General features: G+C 62.5%; 15 protein-coding genes and 1 other RNA gene. 9 read left to right on the top strand and 7 right to left on the bottom strand.

The window, feature by feature from the left end:
- Positions 1–179: 179 nt before the first annotated feature.
- The 5 genes from AACY31_RS08590 to AACY31_RS08570 form a co-directional block, all read right to left on the bottom strand.
- On the bottom strand, positions 180–1,184 hold the full coding sequence (locus AACY31_RS08590) for an extracellular solute-binding protein (RefSeq protein WP_339491592.1): 1,005 nt from the start codon (positions 1,182–1,184) through the stop codon (positions 180–182).
- 228 nt (positions 1,185–1,412) lie between these two features.
- Positions 1,413–2,630, bottom strand: a complete 1,218-nt coding sequence (locus tag AACY31_RS08585) for a 2-octaprenyl-3-methyl-6-methoxy-1,4-benzoquinol hydroxylase (protein ID WP_339479718.1) — start codon at positions 2,628–2,630, stop codon at positions 1,413–1,415.
- A gap of 67 nt (positions 2,631–2,697) precedes the next feature.
- Entirely contained in the window at positions 2,698–3,885 is a 1,188-nt protein-coding gene (gene ubiH / locus AACY31_RS08580) for a 2-octaprenyl-6-methoxyphenyl hydroxylase (protein ID WP_339479503.1), read from the bottom strand.
- Positions 3,882–5,216, bottom strand: coding sequence for a Xaa-Pro aminopeptidase (gene pepP / locus AACY31_RS08575; protein WP_339479505.1), 1,335 nt, complete (start codon positions 5,214–5,216; stop codon positions 3,882–3,884). The genes ubiH and pepP overlap by 4 nt, the downstream gene beginning before the upstream one ends.
- Before the next feature lie 25 nt (positions 5,217–5,241).
- Positions 5,242–5,796 (bottom strand): YecA/YgfB family protein, encoded by a 555-nt coding sequence (locus AACY31_RS08570; protein WP_339479507.1) that lies wholly within the window; start codon positions 5,794–5,796, stop codon positions 5,242–5,244.
- A 129-nt stretch (positions 5,797–5,925) separates the two neighbouring features.
- Between AACY31_RS08570 and AACY31_RS08565 the strand changes: the two genes are divergently transcribed.
- From AACY31_RS08565 to AACY31_RS08550, 4 genes are all read left to right on the top strand, one after another.
- Positions 5,926–6,135 (top strand): TIGR02449 family protein, encoded by a 210-nt coding sequence (locus AACY31_RS08565; RefSeq protein WP_003177365.1) that lies wholly within the window; start codon positions 5,926–5,928, stop codon positions 6,133–6,135.
- Entirely contained in the window at positions 6,132–6,449 is a 318-nt protein-coding gene (locus AACY31_RS08560) for a cell division protein ZapA (protein WP_003177364.1), read from the top strand. Before AACY31_RS08565 ends, AACY31_RS08560 begins: the two co-directional genes overlap by 4 nt.
- A gap of 30 nt (positions 6,450–6,479) precedes the next feature.
- A non-coding RNA gene (gene ssrS, locus AACY31_RS08555) (6S RNA) lies at positions 6,480–6,659 on the top strand.
- A gap of 114 nt (positions 6,660–6,773) precedes the next feature.
- Positions 6,774–7,379 carry a 5-formyltetrahydrofolate cyclo-ligase gene (locus AACY31_RS08550; protein ID WP_339479509.1) on the top strand — a complete coding sequence of 202 codons (606 nt, stop codon included), beginning with the start codon at positions 6,774–6,776 and terminating at the stop codon, positions 7,377–7,379.
- A gap of 35 nt (positions 7,380–7,414) precedes the next feature.
- On the opposite strand, the gene AACY31_RS08545 is transcribed toward AACY31_RS08550, so the two are convergent.
- Complete coding sequence (locus AACY31_RS08545; protein ID WP_018610636.1) at positions 7,415–7,561, bottom strand: hypothetical protein; 147 nt, start codon at positions 7,559–7,561, stop codon at positions 7,415–7,417.
- A 195-nt stretch (positions 7,562–7,756) separates the two neighbouring features.
- Between AACY31_RS08545 and AACY31_RS08540 the strand changes: the two genes are divergently transcribed.
- The 4 genes from AACY31_RS08540 (at position 7,757) to AACY31_RS08525 (ending at position 13,091) form a co-directional block, all read left to right on the top strand.
- Positions 7,757–8,206 carry an EVE domain-containing protein gene (locus AACY31_RS08540; protein ID WP_339479514.1) on the top strand — a complete coding sequence of 150 codons (450 nt, stop codon included), beginning with the start codon at positions 7,757–7,759 and terminating at the stop codon, positions 8,204–8,206.
- An 81-nt stretch (positions 8,207–8,287) separates the two neighbouring features.
- Entirely contained in the window at positions 8,288–9,253 is a 966-nt protein-coding gene (locus AACY31_RS08535; RefSeq protein WP_339479515.1) for an HlyD family secretion protein, read from the top strand.
- On the top strand, positions 9,250–11,973 hold the full coding sequence (gene rbbA, locus AACY31_RS08530; RefSeq protein WP_339479516.1) for a ribosome-associated ATPase/putative transporter RbbA: 2,724 nt from the start codon (positions 9,250–9,252) through the stop codon (positions 11,971–11,973). The genes AACY31_RS08535 and rbbA overlap by 4 nt, the downstream gene beginning before the upstream one ends.
- Positions 11,973–13,091, top strand: coding sequence for an ABC transporter permease (locus tag AACY31_RS08525; protein WP_339504326.1), 1,119 nt, complete (start codon positions 11,973–11,975; stop codon positions 13,089–13,091). The genes rbbA and AACY31_RS08525 overlap by 1 nt, the downstream gene beginning before the upstream one ends.
- A gap of 67 nt (positions 13,092–13,158) precedes the next feature.
- Here AACY31_RS08525 and AACY31_RS08520 read toward each other — a convergent pair whose 3' ends face one another.
- Positions 13,159–13,575: a flagellar basal body-associated protein FliL gene (locus tag AACY31_RS08520; RefSeq protein ID WP_339479519.1), complete on the bottom strand. Its 417-nt coding sequence runs from the start codon at positions 13,573–13,575 to the stop codon at positions 13,159–13,161.
- 150 nt (positions 13,576–13,725) lie between these two features.
- Here AACY31_RS08520 and AACY31_RS08515 point away from each other — a divergent pair, with 150 nt between their 5' ends.
- Positions 13,726–14,703, top strand: a complete 978-nt coding sequence (locus tag AACY31_RS08515; RefSeq protein ID WP_339491591.1) for an NADPH:quinone oxidoreductase family protein — start codon at positions 13,726–13,728, stop codon at positions 14,701–14,703.
- The last annotated feature ends 251 nt before the right edge of the window (positions 14,704–14,954 follow it).

Here is a 14,954-nt window from a genome sequence, read left to right as displayed (position 1 = left end):
CGAGGGAGCTTGCTCCCGCTGGGCTCTGTAGGAGCTGGCGAAGCCTGCGATCTTTTGATCTTTCGCTTGAGATTCAAGTGGCTGGGGAAAGATCGCAGCCTCGTTGCACTCGACAGCTCCTACACAGCTCCTACGCAGGTCCGACAGGTCCGGTGGGAGCGAGCTCCCTCACCACAGGTTCAGTTCCAGCCAGCGCGATCCATCATGCGAATGGCTTCGGCCTGGCGTTTTCCCGCGACTTCCACCGGCAAGGTATCGGCCTTGAACTTGCCCCAGGCCGCCACTTCCTTGGATGGCTCGACTTTCGGGTTGGCCGGGAATTCCTGGTTCACGTCGGCGAAAATGTTTTGCGCTTCTGGCGTGGTCATCCACTCCACCAGCTTCTTCGCGGCATCCGGATGCGGTGCATGCTTGGTCAAGCCAATTCCCGAGAGGTTGATGTGCACGCCGCGGTCGGCCTGGTTTGGCCAGAACAGCTTCACCTTCAGGTCCGGCTTCTGCTGGTGCAGGCGGCCATAGTAGTAGGTGTTGACGATGCCGACGTCGCACTGCCCGGCGTTGATTGCCTCAAGCAGTGCGGTGTCATCGGAGAAGACGTCGGTGGACAGGTTCCGGACCCAGCCCTTGAGAAGTTCCTCGGTTTTTTCCGTCCCGTGGGTTTCGATCAGCGTGGCGGTCAGGGACTGGTTATAGACCTTTTTCGAGGTCCGCAGGCACAGGCGGCCTTCCCACTCTTTGCCAGCCAGCGCTTCATAGGTGGTCAATTCACCAGGTTTAACCCGGTCGGTGGAGTAGACAATGGTCCGCGCCCGCAGGCTCAAGCCGGTCCAGGCGTGGGAAGAAGCGCGGTATTGAGAAGGGATGTTGGCATCGATCACCGGCGAGGTGAACGGTTGGAGGATGCCCATTTGCTCGGCCTGCCAGAGGTTCCCGGCGTCGACGGTGAGCAGCAGGTCGGCGGTGGCGTTTTCGCCCTCGGCCTTGATCCGCTGCATCAATGGCGCTTCCTTGTCGGTGATGAACTTCACTGACACGCCGGTCTTCTTGGTGTAGGCATCGAAAACGGGCTTGATCAGTTCATCGATACGCGAAGAGTAGACCACCACCTCATCGGCGGCCTGGGCAGCAGTGGTACCGATCAGGGTCAAGGCGAGGACGGACAGCAGGCGCTTGGATGCCAACATGGTAGCGGTCTCTGGATTGTGAACGAAGCGCAAATGATAAGGAGTCACATTTGGCATCTCAATCGAACAATGGCCGGACACATTTCCAAATGTTGCAGCCTTGAGACGCGCTGTGTTTTGGTGTCCGCCATCGCGGGCAAGCCTTGCTCCCACAAAAGCTCGTCCCACATTGCACACCTGTGGGAGCAAGGCTTGCCCGCGATGAGGCCATAAGCCCCAACGCACATCTCAGGCCTTGGCCAGATCCGGCAAATCCCCAATCAACCCCAGCGCCTCGCGCACAAACAACGCCTTGGCCTCAGGCATCCGGTCTACCAGCTTCAGCCCGGTGTTACGCAACCAGCGCACCGGCAGTGGATCGGCCTGGAACAAGCGCTCGAAACCCTCCATCGCCGCCATCAACGCCAGGTTATGGGGCATGCGTCGCCGCTCGTAGCGGCTCAGCACCTTCACGCCTGCCAGACGTTCACCACGCCCGGCCGCTTGTAACAGCACTTCGGCCAGCATGGCGGCGTCGAGGAAGCCCAGGTTCACGCCCTGCCCGGCCAACGGATGAATGGTATGGGCGGCATCGCCGATCAGCGCCAGCCCTTCGGCCACATAGCGCTTGGCATGTCGTTGGCGCAGCGGCACGCATAGGCGCGGGTCGGCACTCAGTACCGTACCGAGCTGGCCTTCGAAAGCTCGTTCCAGTTCGCTGCAGAATTCAGTTTCATCGAGCGCCATCAAGCGCTGCGCTTCACCGGGGGGGGTGGACCAGACGACCGAGCACCAGTCGTGCTGGCCGTCACGCTCAAGTGGCAGGAACGCCAGCGGGCCGCTGTCGGTGAAACGCTGCCAGGCCGTCATTCGATGCGGCCGGGCGCTGCGCACGCTGGTGACGATGGCGTGGTGCAGGTAATCCCATTCGCGCGTGGCGACGCCGGTCAGGCGACGCACCGCGGAGTTCGCGCCGTCAGCCGCGATGACCAGGGGCGCCCGCAACGTGCGGCCATCGGCCAGGGTCAGCAGCCAGTCGTCACCGGAACGACGCATCTGTTCCAGCCGGGCATTTGCCAGCAGGCCCAGGTCACCGTCATGCAGCCGATCCAGCAAGGCGTCCTGCACAACGCGGTTTTCAACGATGTGCCCAAGCGCCTCGGCGTGCAGGCTGGCGGCCGAGAAATGGATCTGCCCGGTGCCGCTACCGTCCCAGACGTGCATGTCGGTATAGGGGCTGGCGCGCCGGGCGGTGATGCCGTCCCAGACGCCCAGGCGATCGAGGATCCGCTGGCTGGCCGTCGACAAGGCACTGACCCGGGGCTCGAACGCGGCCTGGGGATCGAAGGGTTTGACGCTCATCGGGCTGCCGTCGAGCAACAGCACTTGCAGGCCACTGCCCTGCAACGCCAGCGCCAGGGCGCTGCCGACCATACCGGCGCCGACAATCAGCAGATCTGCACGCAATTCCATGCTCTAAGCCTGTTTTGCGGGCGACATCAGCCGCCCATGAGAAGAAATGACAGCCCCTGCCTCAAGCATCGGGACGCGTCCCCAGCCCCATGGCCTGACGGGCGAACCAGCGCTTGGCCGGAGGCAGCAAGTCGAGGCCCAACAGGCCGAGATTGCGGCCCAGGGACACCAACGGCAGGCTGCTGGCGAACAGCCGCGTGACCTGGTCGGAGAAGCCCACGGTCAGGGCCTGATCCATTCGCTGGCGCTCGCGATAGGCTTGCAACACGGCAAAATCCCCAGGCTCGCTTTCGCTGTCGAGCAAGGCATCGGCCAGGGCCTGGGCATCGCGCAGGGACAAGTTGAACCCCTGCCCGGCAATCGGGTGCAGGCTGTGGGCGGCGTTGCCCAGGATCGCCAAGTGCGGACGGACCTGTTCTTCGGCCTCCACCAGCGCCAGCGGGTACAGATGTCGCACGCCCACCTGTTTCAGGGTGCCCAGGCGATAACCGAACACGCCCTGCAATTCGCTGAGGAAACTGCGCTCGTCGAGCGCCGCCAGCCGTTGCGCGTCCATGCCCTGGCGGGTCCAGACCAGCGCACAACGATTCTCCGGCAGCGGCAACAAGGCCATCGGGCCGTCATCGGTGAAACGTTCGAAGGCCATGCCGTTGTGGGCTTCGCTGGGGGTGATGTTGGCGATCAAGGCGCTCTGGTCGTAGGGCCGACTGCGCACGCCGATACCCAACTGCTCGCGCAGGCCGGAGCGGCCACCATCAGCCAGTACGGCAAGGTCGCATTCCAGGGTGGTTTCGTCGTCGAGGGTCAGGCGATAACCACCGACCAGCGGTTCCATCCGGGTGACCTGCGCCGGGCAGCGCCAGCTGACCACCTCAGGGTCCAGGCCTTGCCACAGGCATTGGCCGAGCCAGGCGTTCTCCACCACGTAGCCCAGCGCCGGCACGCCCTCCTCCATGGCGGACAGCCGCGCCGTGGAAAACCGCCCGCGGTCGGAGACATGGATCTGTTTGATCGGCTCGGCGCGGCGGGAAATCTCCTGCCAGACACCCAAGCGTTGATAAATTTGCCGGGCACCGTAGGACAATGCCGAGGACCGGGCATCGTAGCTTGGCTGCCAGGCATCGCCGGGGGCGAAGGGCTCGATCAGCATGATCTTCCAGCCCCGGGTCTTGGCACCGACCTGCAGAGCCAGCGCCAGGCTCGCGCCGACCAGGCCGCCGCCGATGATCACCACGTTGACCCGGCTCATGTCGCTTGATCCCGTGCGGCGGTTATCAGGGCCTCGATGTCGGCGACCGTCTTCGGTACGCCGTGGCTCAGGATTTCACAACCGGTTTTGGTCACTACCACGTCATCCTCGATGCGCACGCCAATGCCGCGCCATTTTTTCGCTACGCTGCGGTTGTTCGGGCTGATGTAGATGCCCGGCTCGACCGTCAGCGTCATGCCGACCTCAAGTACCCGCCACTCGCCACCAACCCGGTATTCACCCACGTCATGCACGTCCATGCCCAGCCAGTGGCCAGCGCGGTGCATGTAGAACGCCTTGTAGGCCTCGCTGGCGATCAACGCATCCACCTCACCCTCCAGCAGCCCAAGGTGCACCAACCCCTCGGTAATCACCCGCACCGTCGCTTCGTGGGCCTGATTCCAATGCTTGTCCGGCGCGATCTGGGCAAACGCGGCTTCCTGAGCCGCCAGCACCACTTCGTAGATCGCCTTCTGCTCGGGTGAAAACTTGCCACTGATCGGCCAGGTTCGGGTGATATCGCTGGCGTAGCAGTCGATTTCACAGCCGGCGTCGACCAGCACCAGGTCACCGTCCTTGAGCAGCGCGTCGTTCTGCTGGTAATGCAGAATGCAGCTGTTGCGCCCCGCCGCGACGATCGAGCCATAGGCCGGCATCTTCGCCCCGCCCTTGCGGAACTCATAATCGAGCTCGGCTTCCAGGCTGAACTCATGCAGCCCCGGGCGCGCCGCCTGCATCGCCCGGATGTGCGCCTGGGCGGAGATCCGCGCCGCTTCGCGCATCACCTTCACTTCCGCCGCCGATTTATACAGGCGCATGTCATGCAACAGATGATCCAGGGCAACGAATTCGTTCGGCGGTTGGGCGCCGAGGTGGGCCTTGGAGCGAATCACGTTGATCCACTCCATCAGGTGCCGGTCGAATTCCGGGTTGCTGCCCATGGCCGAATACACCCGGTCGCGGCCTTCGATCAGGCCCGGCAGGATGTCGTCGATGTCGGTGATGGGAAATGCATCGTCGGCGCCGTAGTCACGGATCGCCCCTTCCTGGCCGGCGCGCAGGCCGTCCCACAATTCACGTTCGGCGTTGCGTTCGCGGCAAAAGAGGATGTATTCGCCATGGGCGCGGCCCGGCATCAGCACCAGCACCGCTTGCGGCTCGGGAAAGCCGCTGAGGTACTGGAAATCGCTGTCCTGGCGGTAGACGTGCTCGACATCACGGTTGCGGATCGCAACCGCGGCGGCGGGCAGGATTGCGATGCTGTTGGGTTCCATCTGCGCCATCAGGGCCTTGCGGCGACGGCTGTATTCCGATTTCGGGATATGAATCATGGGCAGATGGGGTTCCCTCTAAAAATTAATGCAAGGACGGCTTGGGGGCCGCTGCATCGGTTTTCTTGGTCTCGGTGAACAGCAGCAATGGGGCGACCCGCAGGTACTCCATCACTTCCATGTAGTCGCTTTCGCCGTCATCGGATTCTTCCAGGGCATCCTGGACCTGGGAGATCGCGGCCAAGTCCTGCAACACCTCCGTGACCTCTTCGCTCAAGGCGTATTCGCGGCGGGTCAGGCCGAAGCCGGCGAGGAAACCCTGGCACCATTGGCCCAGCGCAGCGGCGCGTTCGGCCAAGGGGGCGTCGTCAGTGGGCAGCAGCAGGACGACGGTCATGTCATCGCTGGTCAACTCACCCTTGACCATTTCCTGCAGGCCGATGAGCGCATTGCGCACTTGGTCCGTCGGCTCGCCTTCCAGCAGCTCGGCGGCGTCGACCAACCAGCCATCGGCATCGAAACCGGCACCGGCGCAGCTGCGACCGAGCAGCAGGCCATGCAGTTCGGCAGGCGTGACAGGATGACCGTTGTTGCTCAGCAGGACGGCGAATGCTTGATACGGGGATTTCTGAATGGGCATGGGCAGCTAGGCGCCAGACGGCGCTATGTCTAGAATGGAGGCCTTGTATCCTACATCGACAGACTCGCCAAGACTATCAGAGGCTGTGCGACCCATACCCTCCATCAGACACAATCTTCAGTGGACACAATGGAAGACACCGACCTGCAAGCGCTGATGGCCAGACTCGAACTGCTAATTGACCGGGTCGAGCAACTTAAGAGCCAAAACGGACTCCTATTAGCTCAGGAAAAAACCTGGCGCGAGGAACGCGCGCATCTCATTGAAAAAAACGAAATCGCCCGGCGTAAGGTCGAATCGATGATTTCGCGCCTCAAGGCCCTGGAGCAAGACTCATGAGTTCAAGCAATAGCGTTACAGTGCAGATCCTCGACAAAGAATATTCGATCATCTGTCCCCAGGAAGAACGTAGCAACCTGGTGAGCGCCGCCCGTTACCTGGACGGCAAGATGCGCGAGATCCGCAGCAGCGGCAAAGTCATCGGCGCCGACCGCATCGCCGTGATGGCCGCCTTGAACATCACCCACGACCTGTTGCATCGCCAGGATACGCCTGACCTGCAGGTCAGCGGCTCGACCCGTGAACAGGTGCGCGACCTGCTCGATCGGGTGGATCTGGTGCTCGCCACCGATCCAGATGTCAGCAAAGGCTGATTCGCGAGGCTGCCTGGGGTATACTCGCCTCACTCCCTGGGGTGCTTGCCAGTTGGTGATGTCCCTGAGCCGATACGCACAACCACGGGGGTTGCACGTTGGGGCCGGTGTGCATGTCCGCTTGACGGAAAGCCTTAACGCCCCCTGCAACTTCCACCTTGAACTTTCGGGTTCAAGGGCTAAGCCGACAGCGGTTCATCCGGGGAGCCTGACTCCAGACAATGCCAGTCCATGTGGACTGGCATTGTCGTTTCTGGCGCAGGGATTTCTGAGCAGCCGGTTTTGCGGTTACGCTGTGGCATCGCCACTGCGTGAAGCACTGATATGACCGAACCTGCGTTGCTGCCCCGCCCGCAACTTCGACGCCTGCTGCGCCAGGCCCGTCGCGCCCTGACGCCCGCCCAGCAACGGCAAGCCGCCCGTGGGCTGTACAAACAACTGGCCCAGCATCCGCTGTTTCGCCGTGCGCGGCACATCGCCTTGTACCTGCCCAACGACGGCGAGATCAACCCGCGCCTGCTGCTGCGCGCAGCACAGCGCCGAGGCAAGGCCACTTACCTGCCAGTACTCAGCCCCTGGCCGCAGACCAAGATGGTGTTCCAGCGCATCCACCCCGGCGAAAAAATGCAGCCCAACCGATTTCGTATTCCTGAGCCGCGCAAGAACATCGCCCGGCAACGCAAGGTCTGGACGCTGGACCTGGTGTTGTTGCCACTGGTGGGGTTTGACGATGCGGGTGGTCGACTGGGCATGGGCGGCGGCTTTTATGACCGCAGCCTGGCGTATCTGGCACGGCGCAAGCAGTGGCGCAAGCCGACGCTATTAGGGCTGGCCCATGAATGCCAGAAAGTCGAACGATTGGCGCAGGCAAGCTGGGACGTGCCGCTGCAGGGAACGGTCAGCGACAGGCATTGGTATATCGCGGGGTAGACGCCGCGGTCATCAGCGGCGCCAGGAACGCGGGTTCAGCGTTTGAGCGATGGCGCGGGTTGGGTGATTTCCACCGGCGCGTCGGCCTTGTTGGCCCACAGGCTTTGGGCGTAACCCGTGGTCACGACACCCAGGCCGAACAGAATGACTAAGATCCACAACAAATCCGGTTTGCGTTTCATCGATTGCCCCCCTCAAGGCATATCACACACGATGACAGCAGCGGTTTTCTTATTGGCCGTGCAGCAGCGTCAAGCTTGGAAGGCCGGCATTTTGCGGCAACCGGCCCCGACACGCAAACTCTGACGTCAACCGACTGTCGGTTTGTCATAAAATCGCTGAACTATTTTTATCCCCACTGCCAAGGAGAAGAAAGCATGGCCTACTGGTTGATGAAGTCCGAACCTGACGAATTGTCCATCCAAGGTCTGGAAAAGCTCGACCAGGCACGCTGGGATGGGGTTCGCAACTACCAGGCGCGTAACTTTCTGCGGAACATGGCGGTGGGCGACGCGTTCTTTTTCTACCACTCCAGTTGCCCCGAGCCAGGCATTGCGGGGATCGGCCGGATCGTCCGCGCGGCCTATCCTGACCCAACGGCGCTGGAACCCGACAGCCATTACTTCGACTCCAAGGCCGGCCCGGACAAAAACCCCTGGACCGCGATCGACGTGGCCCACGTCGAAACATTTCCCCACGTGCTGAAGCTCGACTACCTCAAGCAACAGACCGCCCTGGCTGAAATGCCACTGGTGCAGAAAGGCTCGCGACTGTCGGTGATGCCTGTCACGGCCGAACAATGGGCCGCAGTGATTGCCCTGCGCTGATCGCCAATGAGTTGATGGACATCAAGCTGGGTCGGCCATTGATCCCGCAGACTTCGATGCTATAGCCGCAGGATGCCGGACATGTCGACGAACCATCGTACCTCTCGTTTTTTTGCCCTCGCCTTGATGACGGTGTTGCTGGCCGCTGGCGGTTTCGGCTACTGGAAATCACGCCACGATCGCCTGCCGGAAGGCTTGAGCATGGGCAACGGTCGCCTGGAGGCCACTGAAGTACAGATCGCCAGCAAGACGCCCGGGCGCCTGGCCGACGTTCATGTCGACGAAGGCGACAACGTCATCAAGGGCCAAGTGCTGGCGCGCATGGATACCCGCACCCTGGAGGCCCAGCGCAACCAGGCCGAGGCAGAAGTCGTGCGCGCCCGGCAGAACGTCGCCGCCACCGAAGCCAACGTGCAGTTGCGCCAGAGCGAGCAATTGCTCGCTCACCAGGAGCTCAAGCGGAGCCAGGAACTGTTCAAGCGCGGTTACGCCAGCGGCCAGGTCATCGACCAGCAACAAGCCCGCGTCGACACCGCCAACGCCGCGGTCAACGCCGCCCGGGCCCAGGTAGCGGCGGCGAATGCGGCCATCGGTGCGACCCTGGCCCAAGTGGCCCAGCTCACCAGTGAAATTGATGACAGTACGTTGCGGGCACCGCTCGACGGCGTGATCCAGTTGCGCCTGGCCGAGCCAGGTGAAGTGCTGGGAGCCGGCGGCCGTGTACTGCTGATGATCGATCCGCACGACCAATACATGAATCTTTACCTGCCAGCGTCGGTGGCCGGGAAGCTGGCGGTGGGCGATGAAGCGCGACTGCTGCTCGACGCCCTGCCCGAGCGACCGCTGCCGGCCAAAGTCAGCTTCGTCGCGGCCAAATCACAGTTCACCCCGAAAGAAGTCGAGACCCGTGATGAGCGCCAGAAACTGGTGTTCCGCGTCAAAGTGCGCCTGACCCAACCCGGCGAAGTGCCCCAGGCCAAACCCGGCATGCCCGGCGCCGGCTACGTACGCACCGCCCCCATCGACTGGCCGGCCAACTTGCAATGAGCGCTACCCTCGACGAGGCATTGCACGCCTCGGGCATCGCGCATCGCTACGGCCAGCAGGTGGCGCTGAGCGATATCGCCTTCAGCTTGCCCGTCGGCACTCGCTGCGGCCTGATCGGCCCGGACGGCGCCGGCAAGTCGAGCCTGCTGGGGCTGATTGCCGGAGTGAAGAAACTCCAGCACGGCCAACTGGACGTGCTCGGCGCCTCGATCGACGACCGACGCCATCGCAATACCCTCTACCGACGCATTGCTTTCATGCCCCAAGGGCTGGGGGGCAACCTTTACCCGGACCTGTCGATACGCGAGAACATTCGGTTCTTCGGCACGCTGTTCGGGCTATCGCGGGCTGAATGCGAACAACGCATGGGCACCTTGCTGCTGGCCACCGACCTGCAGCGCTTTGCCGATCGCCCGGCGGGCAAGCTGTCCGGCGGCATGAAGCAAAAGCTCGGCCTGTGTTGCGCGCTGATCCATGAACCGGACCTGCTGATTCTCGACGAACCCACCACGGGCGTGGACCCGCTGTCCCGACGACGCTTCTGGGAACTGATAGAAGACGTGCGCCGACAACGCCCGCAACTGACCCTACTGGTCGCCACCGCGTACATGGAAGAGGCCGAACAATTCGAGCATTGCCTGATGCTCGATAACGGTCGCCTGATCGCCAAGGGCCTGAGCACAGAGCTGGCCAAGGTCACCCCGGACGGCAAGCTCGACGCGGCCTTCACCCATTTCCAGGGCGACAGCGGTCGCGATGCCGAACCGCTGGTGATTCCCCCCAGGAGCGCCAACACCACCGACATTGCCATCCAAGCCCACGACCTCACCTTGCGCTTCGGCGATTTCACCGCCGTCGACAACGTCAGCTTCGCCATTGGTCGCGGTGAAATTTTTGGCTTCCTGGGCTCCAACGGTTGCGGCAAGACCACCACCATGAAGGTGCTGACCGGGCTGATCCCCGCCAGCGAAGGCAGCGCCCAGTTGCTGGGCAACCCGGTCAACGCCAAGGATCTGGCCACCCGCAAGCGGGTGGGTTTCATGTCCCAGAGTTTTTCGCTGTACGGCGAACTGAGCGTGCGCCAAAACCTGGAACTGCACGCCAAGCTCTTCGACCTGCCTACGACGCAGAGCCGCCAGCGCATCGACGAACTGATCCAGCGTTTCAATCTTCAGGCACTGGCGGACCAGCCCTCCGGCGCGCTGCCACTGGGCTTGCGCCAACGTTTGTCCTTGGCGGTGGCCGTGCTGCATCGCCCGGAAGTGCTGATCCTCGATGAGCCGACCTCGGGTGTCGACCCCGCTGCACGGGATGATTTCTGGCGGCTGTTGATCGAGCTGTCTCGCGAACAGGGCGTGACGATTTTTCTTTCCACGCACTTCATGAACGAAGCCCAGCGCTGCGATCGCATTTCGCTGATGCACGCCGGCAAGGTCCTGGCATGCGACACACCAGCGGCCTTGCAGGCGCAGTTCAACGGCCAGACGCTGGAAGCCGCGTTCGTCACATGCCTGGAAAAAGCCCAGGGCCAGACGCAGCAAGACGCCCCCCCCGTGACCCTCGACAGTGCCGACGCCCCCCGGGACCAGCGCGGCCTGAGCCTCGGTCGCCTGTGGGCCGTCGCCAGTCGGGAAGGCAAGGAGCTGCTGCGCGACAAAGTGCGGATGGCTTTCGCCCTGCTGGGAGCTTTGTTCATGATGGTGGTCTTCGGCTTTGGTATTTCCCTCGATGTGGAGAAACTCGCCTTCGCCGTGTATGACCAGGATCAGAGCCCGCAAAGCCGTGCCTACCTGGAAGCGTTCCGCAGCTCGCGCTACTTCGAGGAGCAGCCGATCATCCGCGACGCGAAGGAGCTGCATCGACGTTTGCAGCGCTCGGAAATCAAGCTGGCCCTGGAGATCCCCCCAGGCTTCGGTCGTGACCTTTACGCCGGCCGCCAGCCAACGGTGGGCGCCTGGCTGGACGGCGGCATACCGTTCCGGGCCGAGACCAGTCGCAACTACGTCCAGGCCGTGCACCAGGCCAACCTTGAGCAACTGGCTGAATTCAGCAGCCGCGCGCCGACCCGGCAACCCGGCGCGACACTGGAGACGCGCTTTCGTTATAACCAGGACGTGGTCAGCGTCAACGCCATCGGCCCCGGAGTCATGGCGCTGATCCTGGCGTTCATTCCGGCCATGTTGACGGCGCTGGGCATCGTGCGGGAGAAGGAACTGGGCTCGATCACCAATTTCTACGCCACGCCGCTGACCCGCCTGGAGTTCCTGCTGGGCAAACAAGTGCCCTACCTGGCCGTCAGCCTGATCAACCTGGCCCTGCTGACAGCGATGAACCGCTGGCTGTTCGGCGTGCCGTTCAAGGGCAGCGGCCTGACGCTGGCGGTGGGCGGCCTGCTCTATGTACTGGCGACCACCAGCATGGGAATGCTGATATCGGCGTTCACCCGCACCCAGATCGCGGCGATCCTCGGCACCATGATCATCACCAGCCTGCCGACCATCCAGTTTTCGGGGCTGATCGTGCCGCGCTCGTCCCTGGAAGGTGCCGCTTCGGTGATGGGCCAGTTGTTTCCCGCCGGTTACTTCCTGGATATCGCCGTCGGCACCTTCACCAAAGCCCTGGATCTACGACAGCTATGGCCGCAATGCCTGGCGCTGGGCGGATTTTTCCTGGGTTTCACCGGGCTCAGCCTGATCATGCTGAAAAAGCAGGAGGCCTGATGCACACGCTTTCACATATCTGGCGTCTGGGGCTCAAGGAGCTGACCAGCCTGCGCTACGACTCCGTCCTGCTGCTGTTTTTGGGCTACGCCTTCACCGTGGCGATCTACATGCCGGCCGCCGGCTCGGTGATCGGCGTCCACAACGCCAGTGTCGCAATGGTGGACGAAGACCAGAGCCATCTTTCGCGCCAATTGGCCCAGGTCCTGCAACCGCCGGAGTTCCAGCACCCGGTGGCCTTGCCCTATGCCGAACTGGACAAGGTCATGGACAGTGGCCGCTACACCTTTGTCATTAACGTGCCCGCCAACTTCCAGGCCGACCTGCTCGCCGGACGCGAACCGACGCTGCAACTCAACGTCGATGCCACGGCCATGAGCCAGGCGTTCATGGGCGCCGGCTACATCGGACGGATTTTCCAACAGGAACTGACGACCTACGCCGGCCAGGCACAAACGCGCGAAGCAACACCCGTGAGACTGACCACGCGTTCGCTGTTCAATACCAACCTGGAAGGTGGCTGGTTCCTGGCGGTGATCCAGATCGTCAACAACATCACGATCCTGGCGATCATCCTGACGGGAACCGCGCTGCTGCGCGAGCGCGAACACGGCACCCTCGACCACTTGCTGGTGCTGCCGCTGACGGCATTGGAAATCATGCTGGCGAAAATCTGGAGCAACTTGCTGGTGGTGGTGCTGTGCACCTGGGCGTCGCTGGAAATCATCGTCAAGTTCGCCCTGGGCGTACCGCTTGCCGGCTCCATGCTGCTCTTCCTGCTGGTGACCGCACTCTACCTGTTCGCCAGCACCTCACTGGGCATCTTCCTTGCCACCCTCGCCCGTTCGACGCCGCAATTCGGCTTGCTGGCGATCCCGGTCATCATCCCGATGCTGCTGTTGTCGGGCGGCAGTACACCGCTGGATAGCATGCCGCAATGGTTGCAATGGGTGATGCAGGGCTCGCCCTCGACGCATTTCGTCAGCCTCAGCGCGGCGATCCTGTTCCGAGATACCGGCCCTGGCGTGATCTGGCCGGACCTGTTGGCGCTGGCGGCCATTGGGTTGTTGTTCTTTGCAATCGCCCTGGCCAGGTTTCGGAAAAGCCTGGCGTCTTGACGATAAAAAGCAGCCTTTGGCAGCGCCAGGAGAACCAGGCACTGCCAAAGGCTGCGATCGAGCCGGCTTACTGAATGATCAGGTTATTGAACAACAGGTCATCGACCATCGGCTTGCCGGTTTCGTCGTTCATCACCTGCTGGGTCTGTTTCAACGCTTCCTGGCGCAACTTCTCCTTGGCTTCCAGGTTATTCATGGCCTCGGTGGTCTGCTGGGCGAACAACGCCACCAACTGGTTGCGAATCAACGGCTCATTGGCCTTGACCGCCGCGGCAGCGGCATCTCCGCTCACGCGCAGGGCCACATCGGCCTTGTAGACCCGCAGCTTCGCCGAGCCGTCGAGCCCGTAGTTGCCGACAAAGGGTGGGCTGAGGGTGATGTAGCTGACTTTCGGCGCCTCGCCTTCCTTCGCTTCCTTGCCCTCTTCGGCCATTGCTGCCACAGGCAACGACAGGGCCAGCATTAACATGATCCACGCTTTCACAATCGACTCCTCATCCGGTTTGCGGCCCAGCATACCGACCCGCCGTTCAAGCACAAGCTTATGGCCGGCTATCAGGGCGGGGCATGCTCGTTGACCCGCTGTCTCTCACACCTACACTTATCGGCCATCACTCCCAAAGGAATAGCCCTGATGAAAGCCGTGCTGTGCAAAGAATTCGGCCCCGCCGAATCGCTGGTGCTGGAAGACGTCGCCAGCCCCGTCGCCAAGAAGAACGAAGTGCTGCTGGACGTGCATGCCGCCGGGGTGAACTTCCCTGACACGCTGATCATCGAGGGCAAATACCAATTCAAACCCCCCTTCCCGTTTTCCCCCGGCGGCGAAGCGGCGGGCGTCGTTAGCGAAGTGGGAGAGAAAGTCAGCCACTTGAAGGTCGGCGACCGGGTGATGGCGCTGACCGGCTGGGGCAGCTTTGCCGAACAGGTGGCGGTACCTGGCTACAACGTGCTGCCGATCCCTGCGTCCATGGACTTCAACACCGCCGCCGCCTTCAGCATGACGTATGGCACCTCGATGCATGCCCTCAAGCAACGGGCCAACCTGCAACCCGGCGAAACCCTGCTGGTGCTCGGCGCCTCCGGAGGTGTCGGCCTGGCGGCGGTGGAGATCGGCAAGGCCATGGGCGCCCGGGTGATCGCCGCTGCCAGCAGCGCGGAGAAACTCGCCGTGGCCAAGGCGGCCGGCGCCGACGAATTGATCAACTACAACGAAACCAGCCTGAAGGATGAAATCAAGCGCCTCACCGACGGCCAGGGTGCCGATGTGATCTACGACCCGGTAGGTGGCGACCTGTTCGACCAGGCCGTCCGCGCCATCGCCTGGAACGGCCGGTTGCTGGTGGTCGGCTTTGCCAGCGGACGCATCCCCGAACTGCCGGTGAACCTGGCCCTGCTCAAGGGCGCCGCCGTAGTGGGGGTATTCTGGGGCTCTTTCGCCCAGCGCCAGCCCCAGGACAACGCCGCCAACTTCCGGCAATTGTTCGACTGGTTCGCCGAGGGCAAGCTCAAGCCGCTGGTGTCGCAGGTGTACCCGCTGAGCAATGCTGCCCAGGCGATCAATGACCTGGGGCAGCGCAAGGCGGTGGGGAAGGTGGTGGTTCAGGTGCGTTGAAACCAGGCGGACAAAAAGGCCAGAACCGCTGATGAGGTGGTTCTGGCCTTTTTTATTCCAATTAGCCTGTGTTGGATTGTTCAGCAGCCATAAATAAAAACTGATTTGGCGGTAGATATATACCGCACCCCCGCCGAAAAAAAACGCAAACCTTCTTCGCACACAACAACCCCTCGCAGCAGCGTGGAGCCATTCAGTAACGGACAAGCCGACATGGATAAGTCATATGTGCGATGCAAATACATATTTAG

Origin of the sequence: Pseudomonas sp. RL_105y_Pfl2_101, assembly GCF_963970585.1 — a bacterium.
In the GTDB taxonomy this organism is placed as follows: domain Bacteria; phylum Pseudomonadota; class Gammaproteobacteria; order Pseudomonadales; family Pseudomonadaceae; genus Aquipseudomonas.
This window is presented reverse-complemented; position numbering and strand designations above follow the sequence as displayed.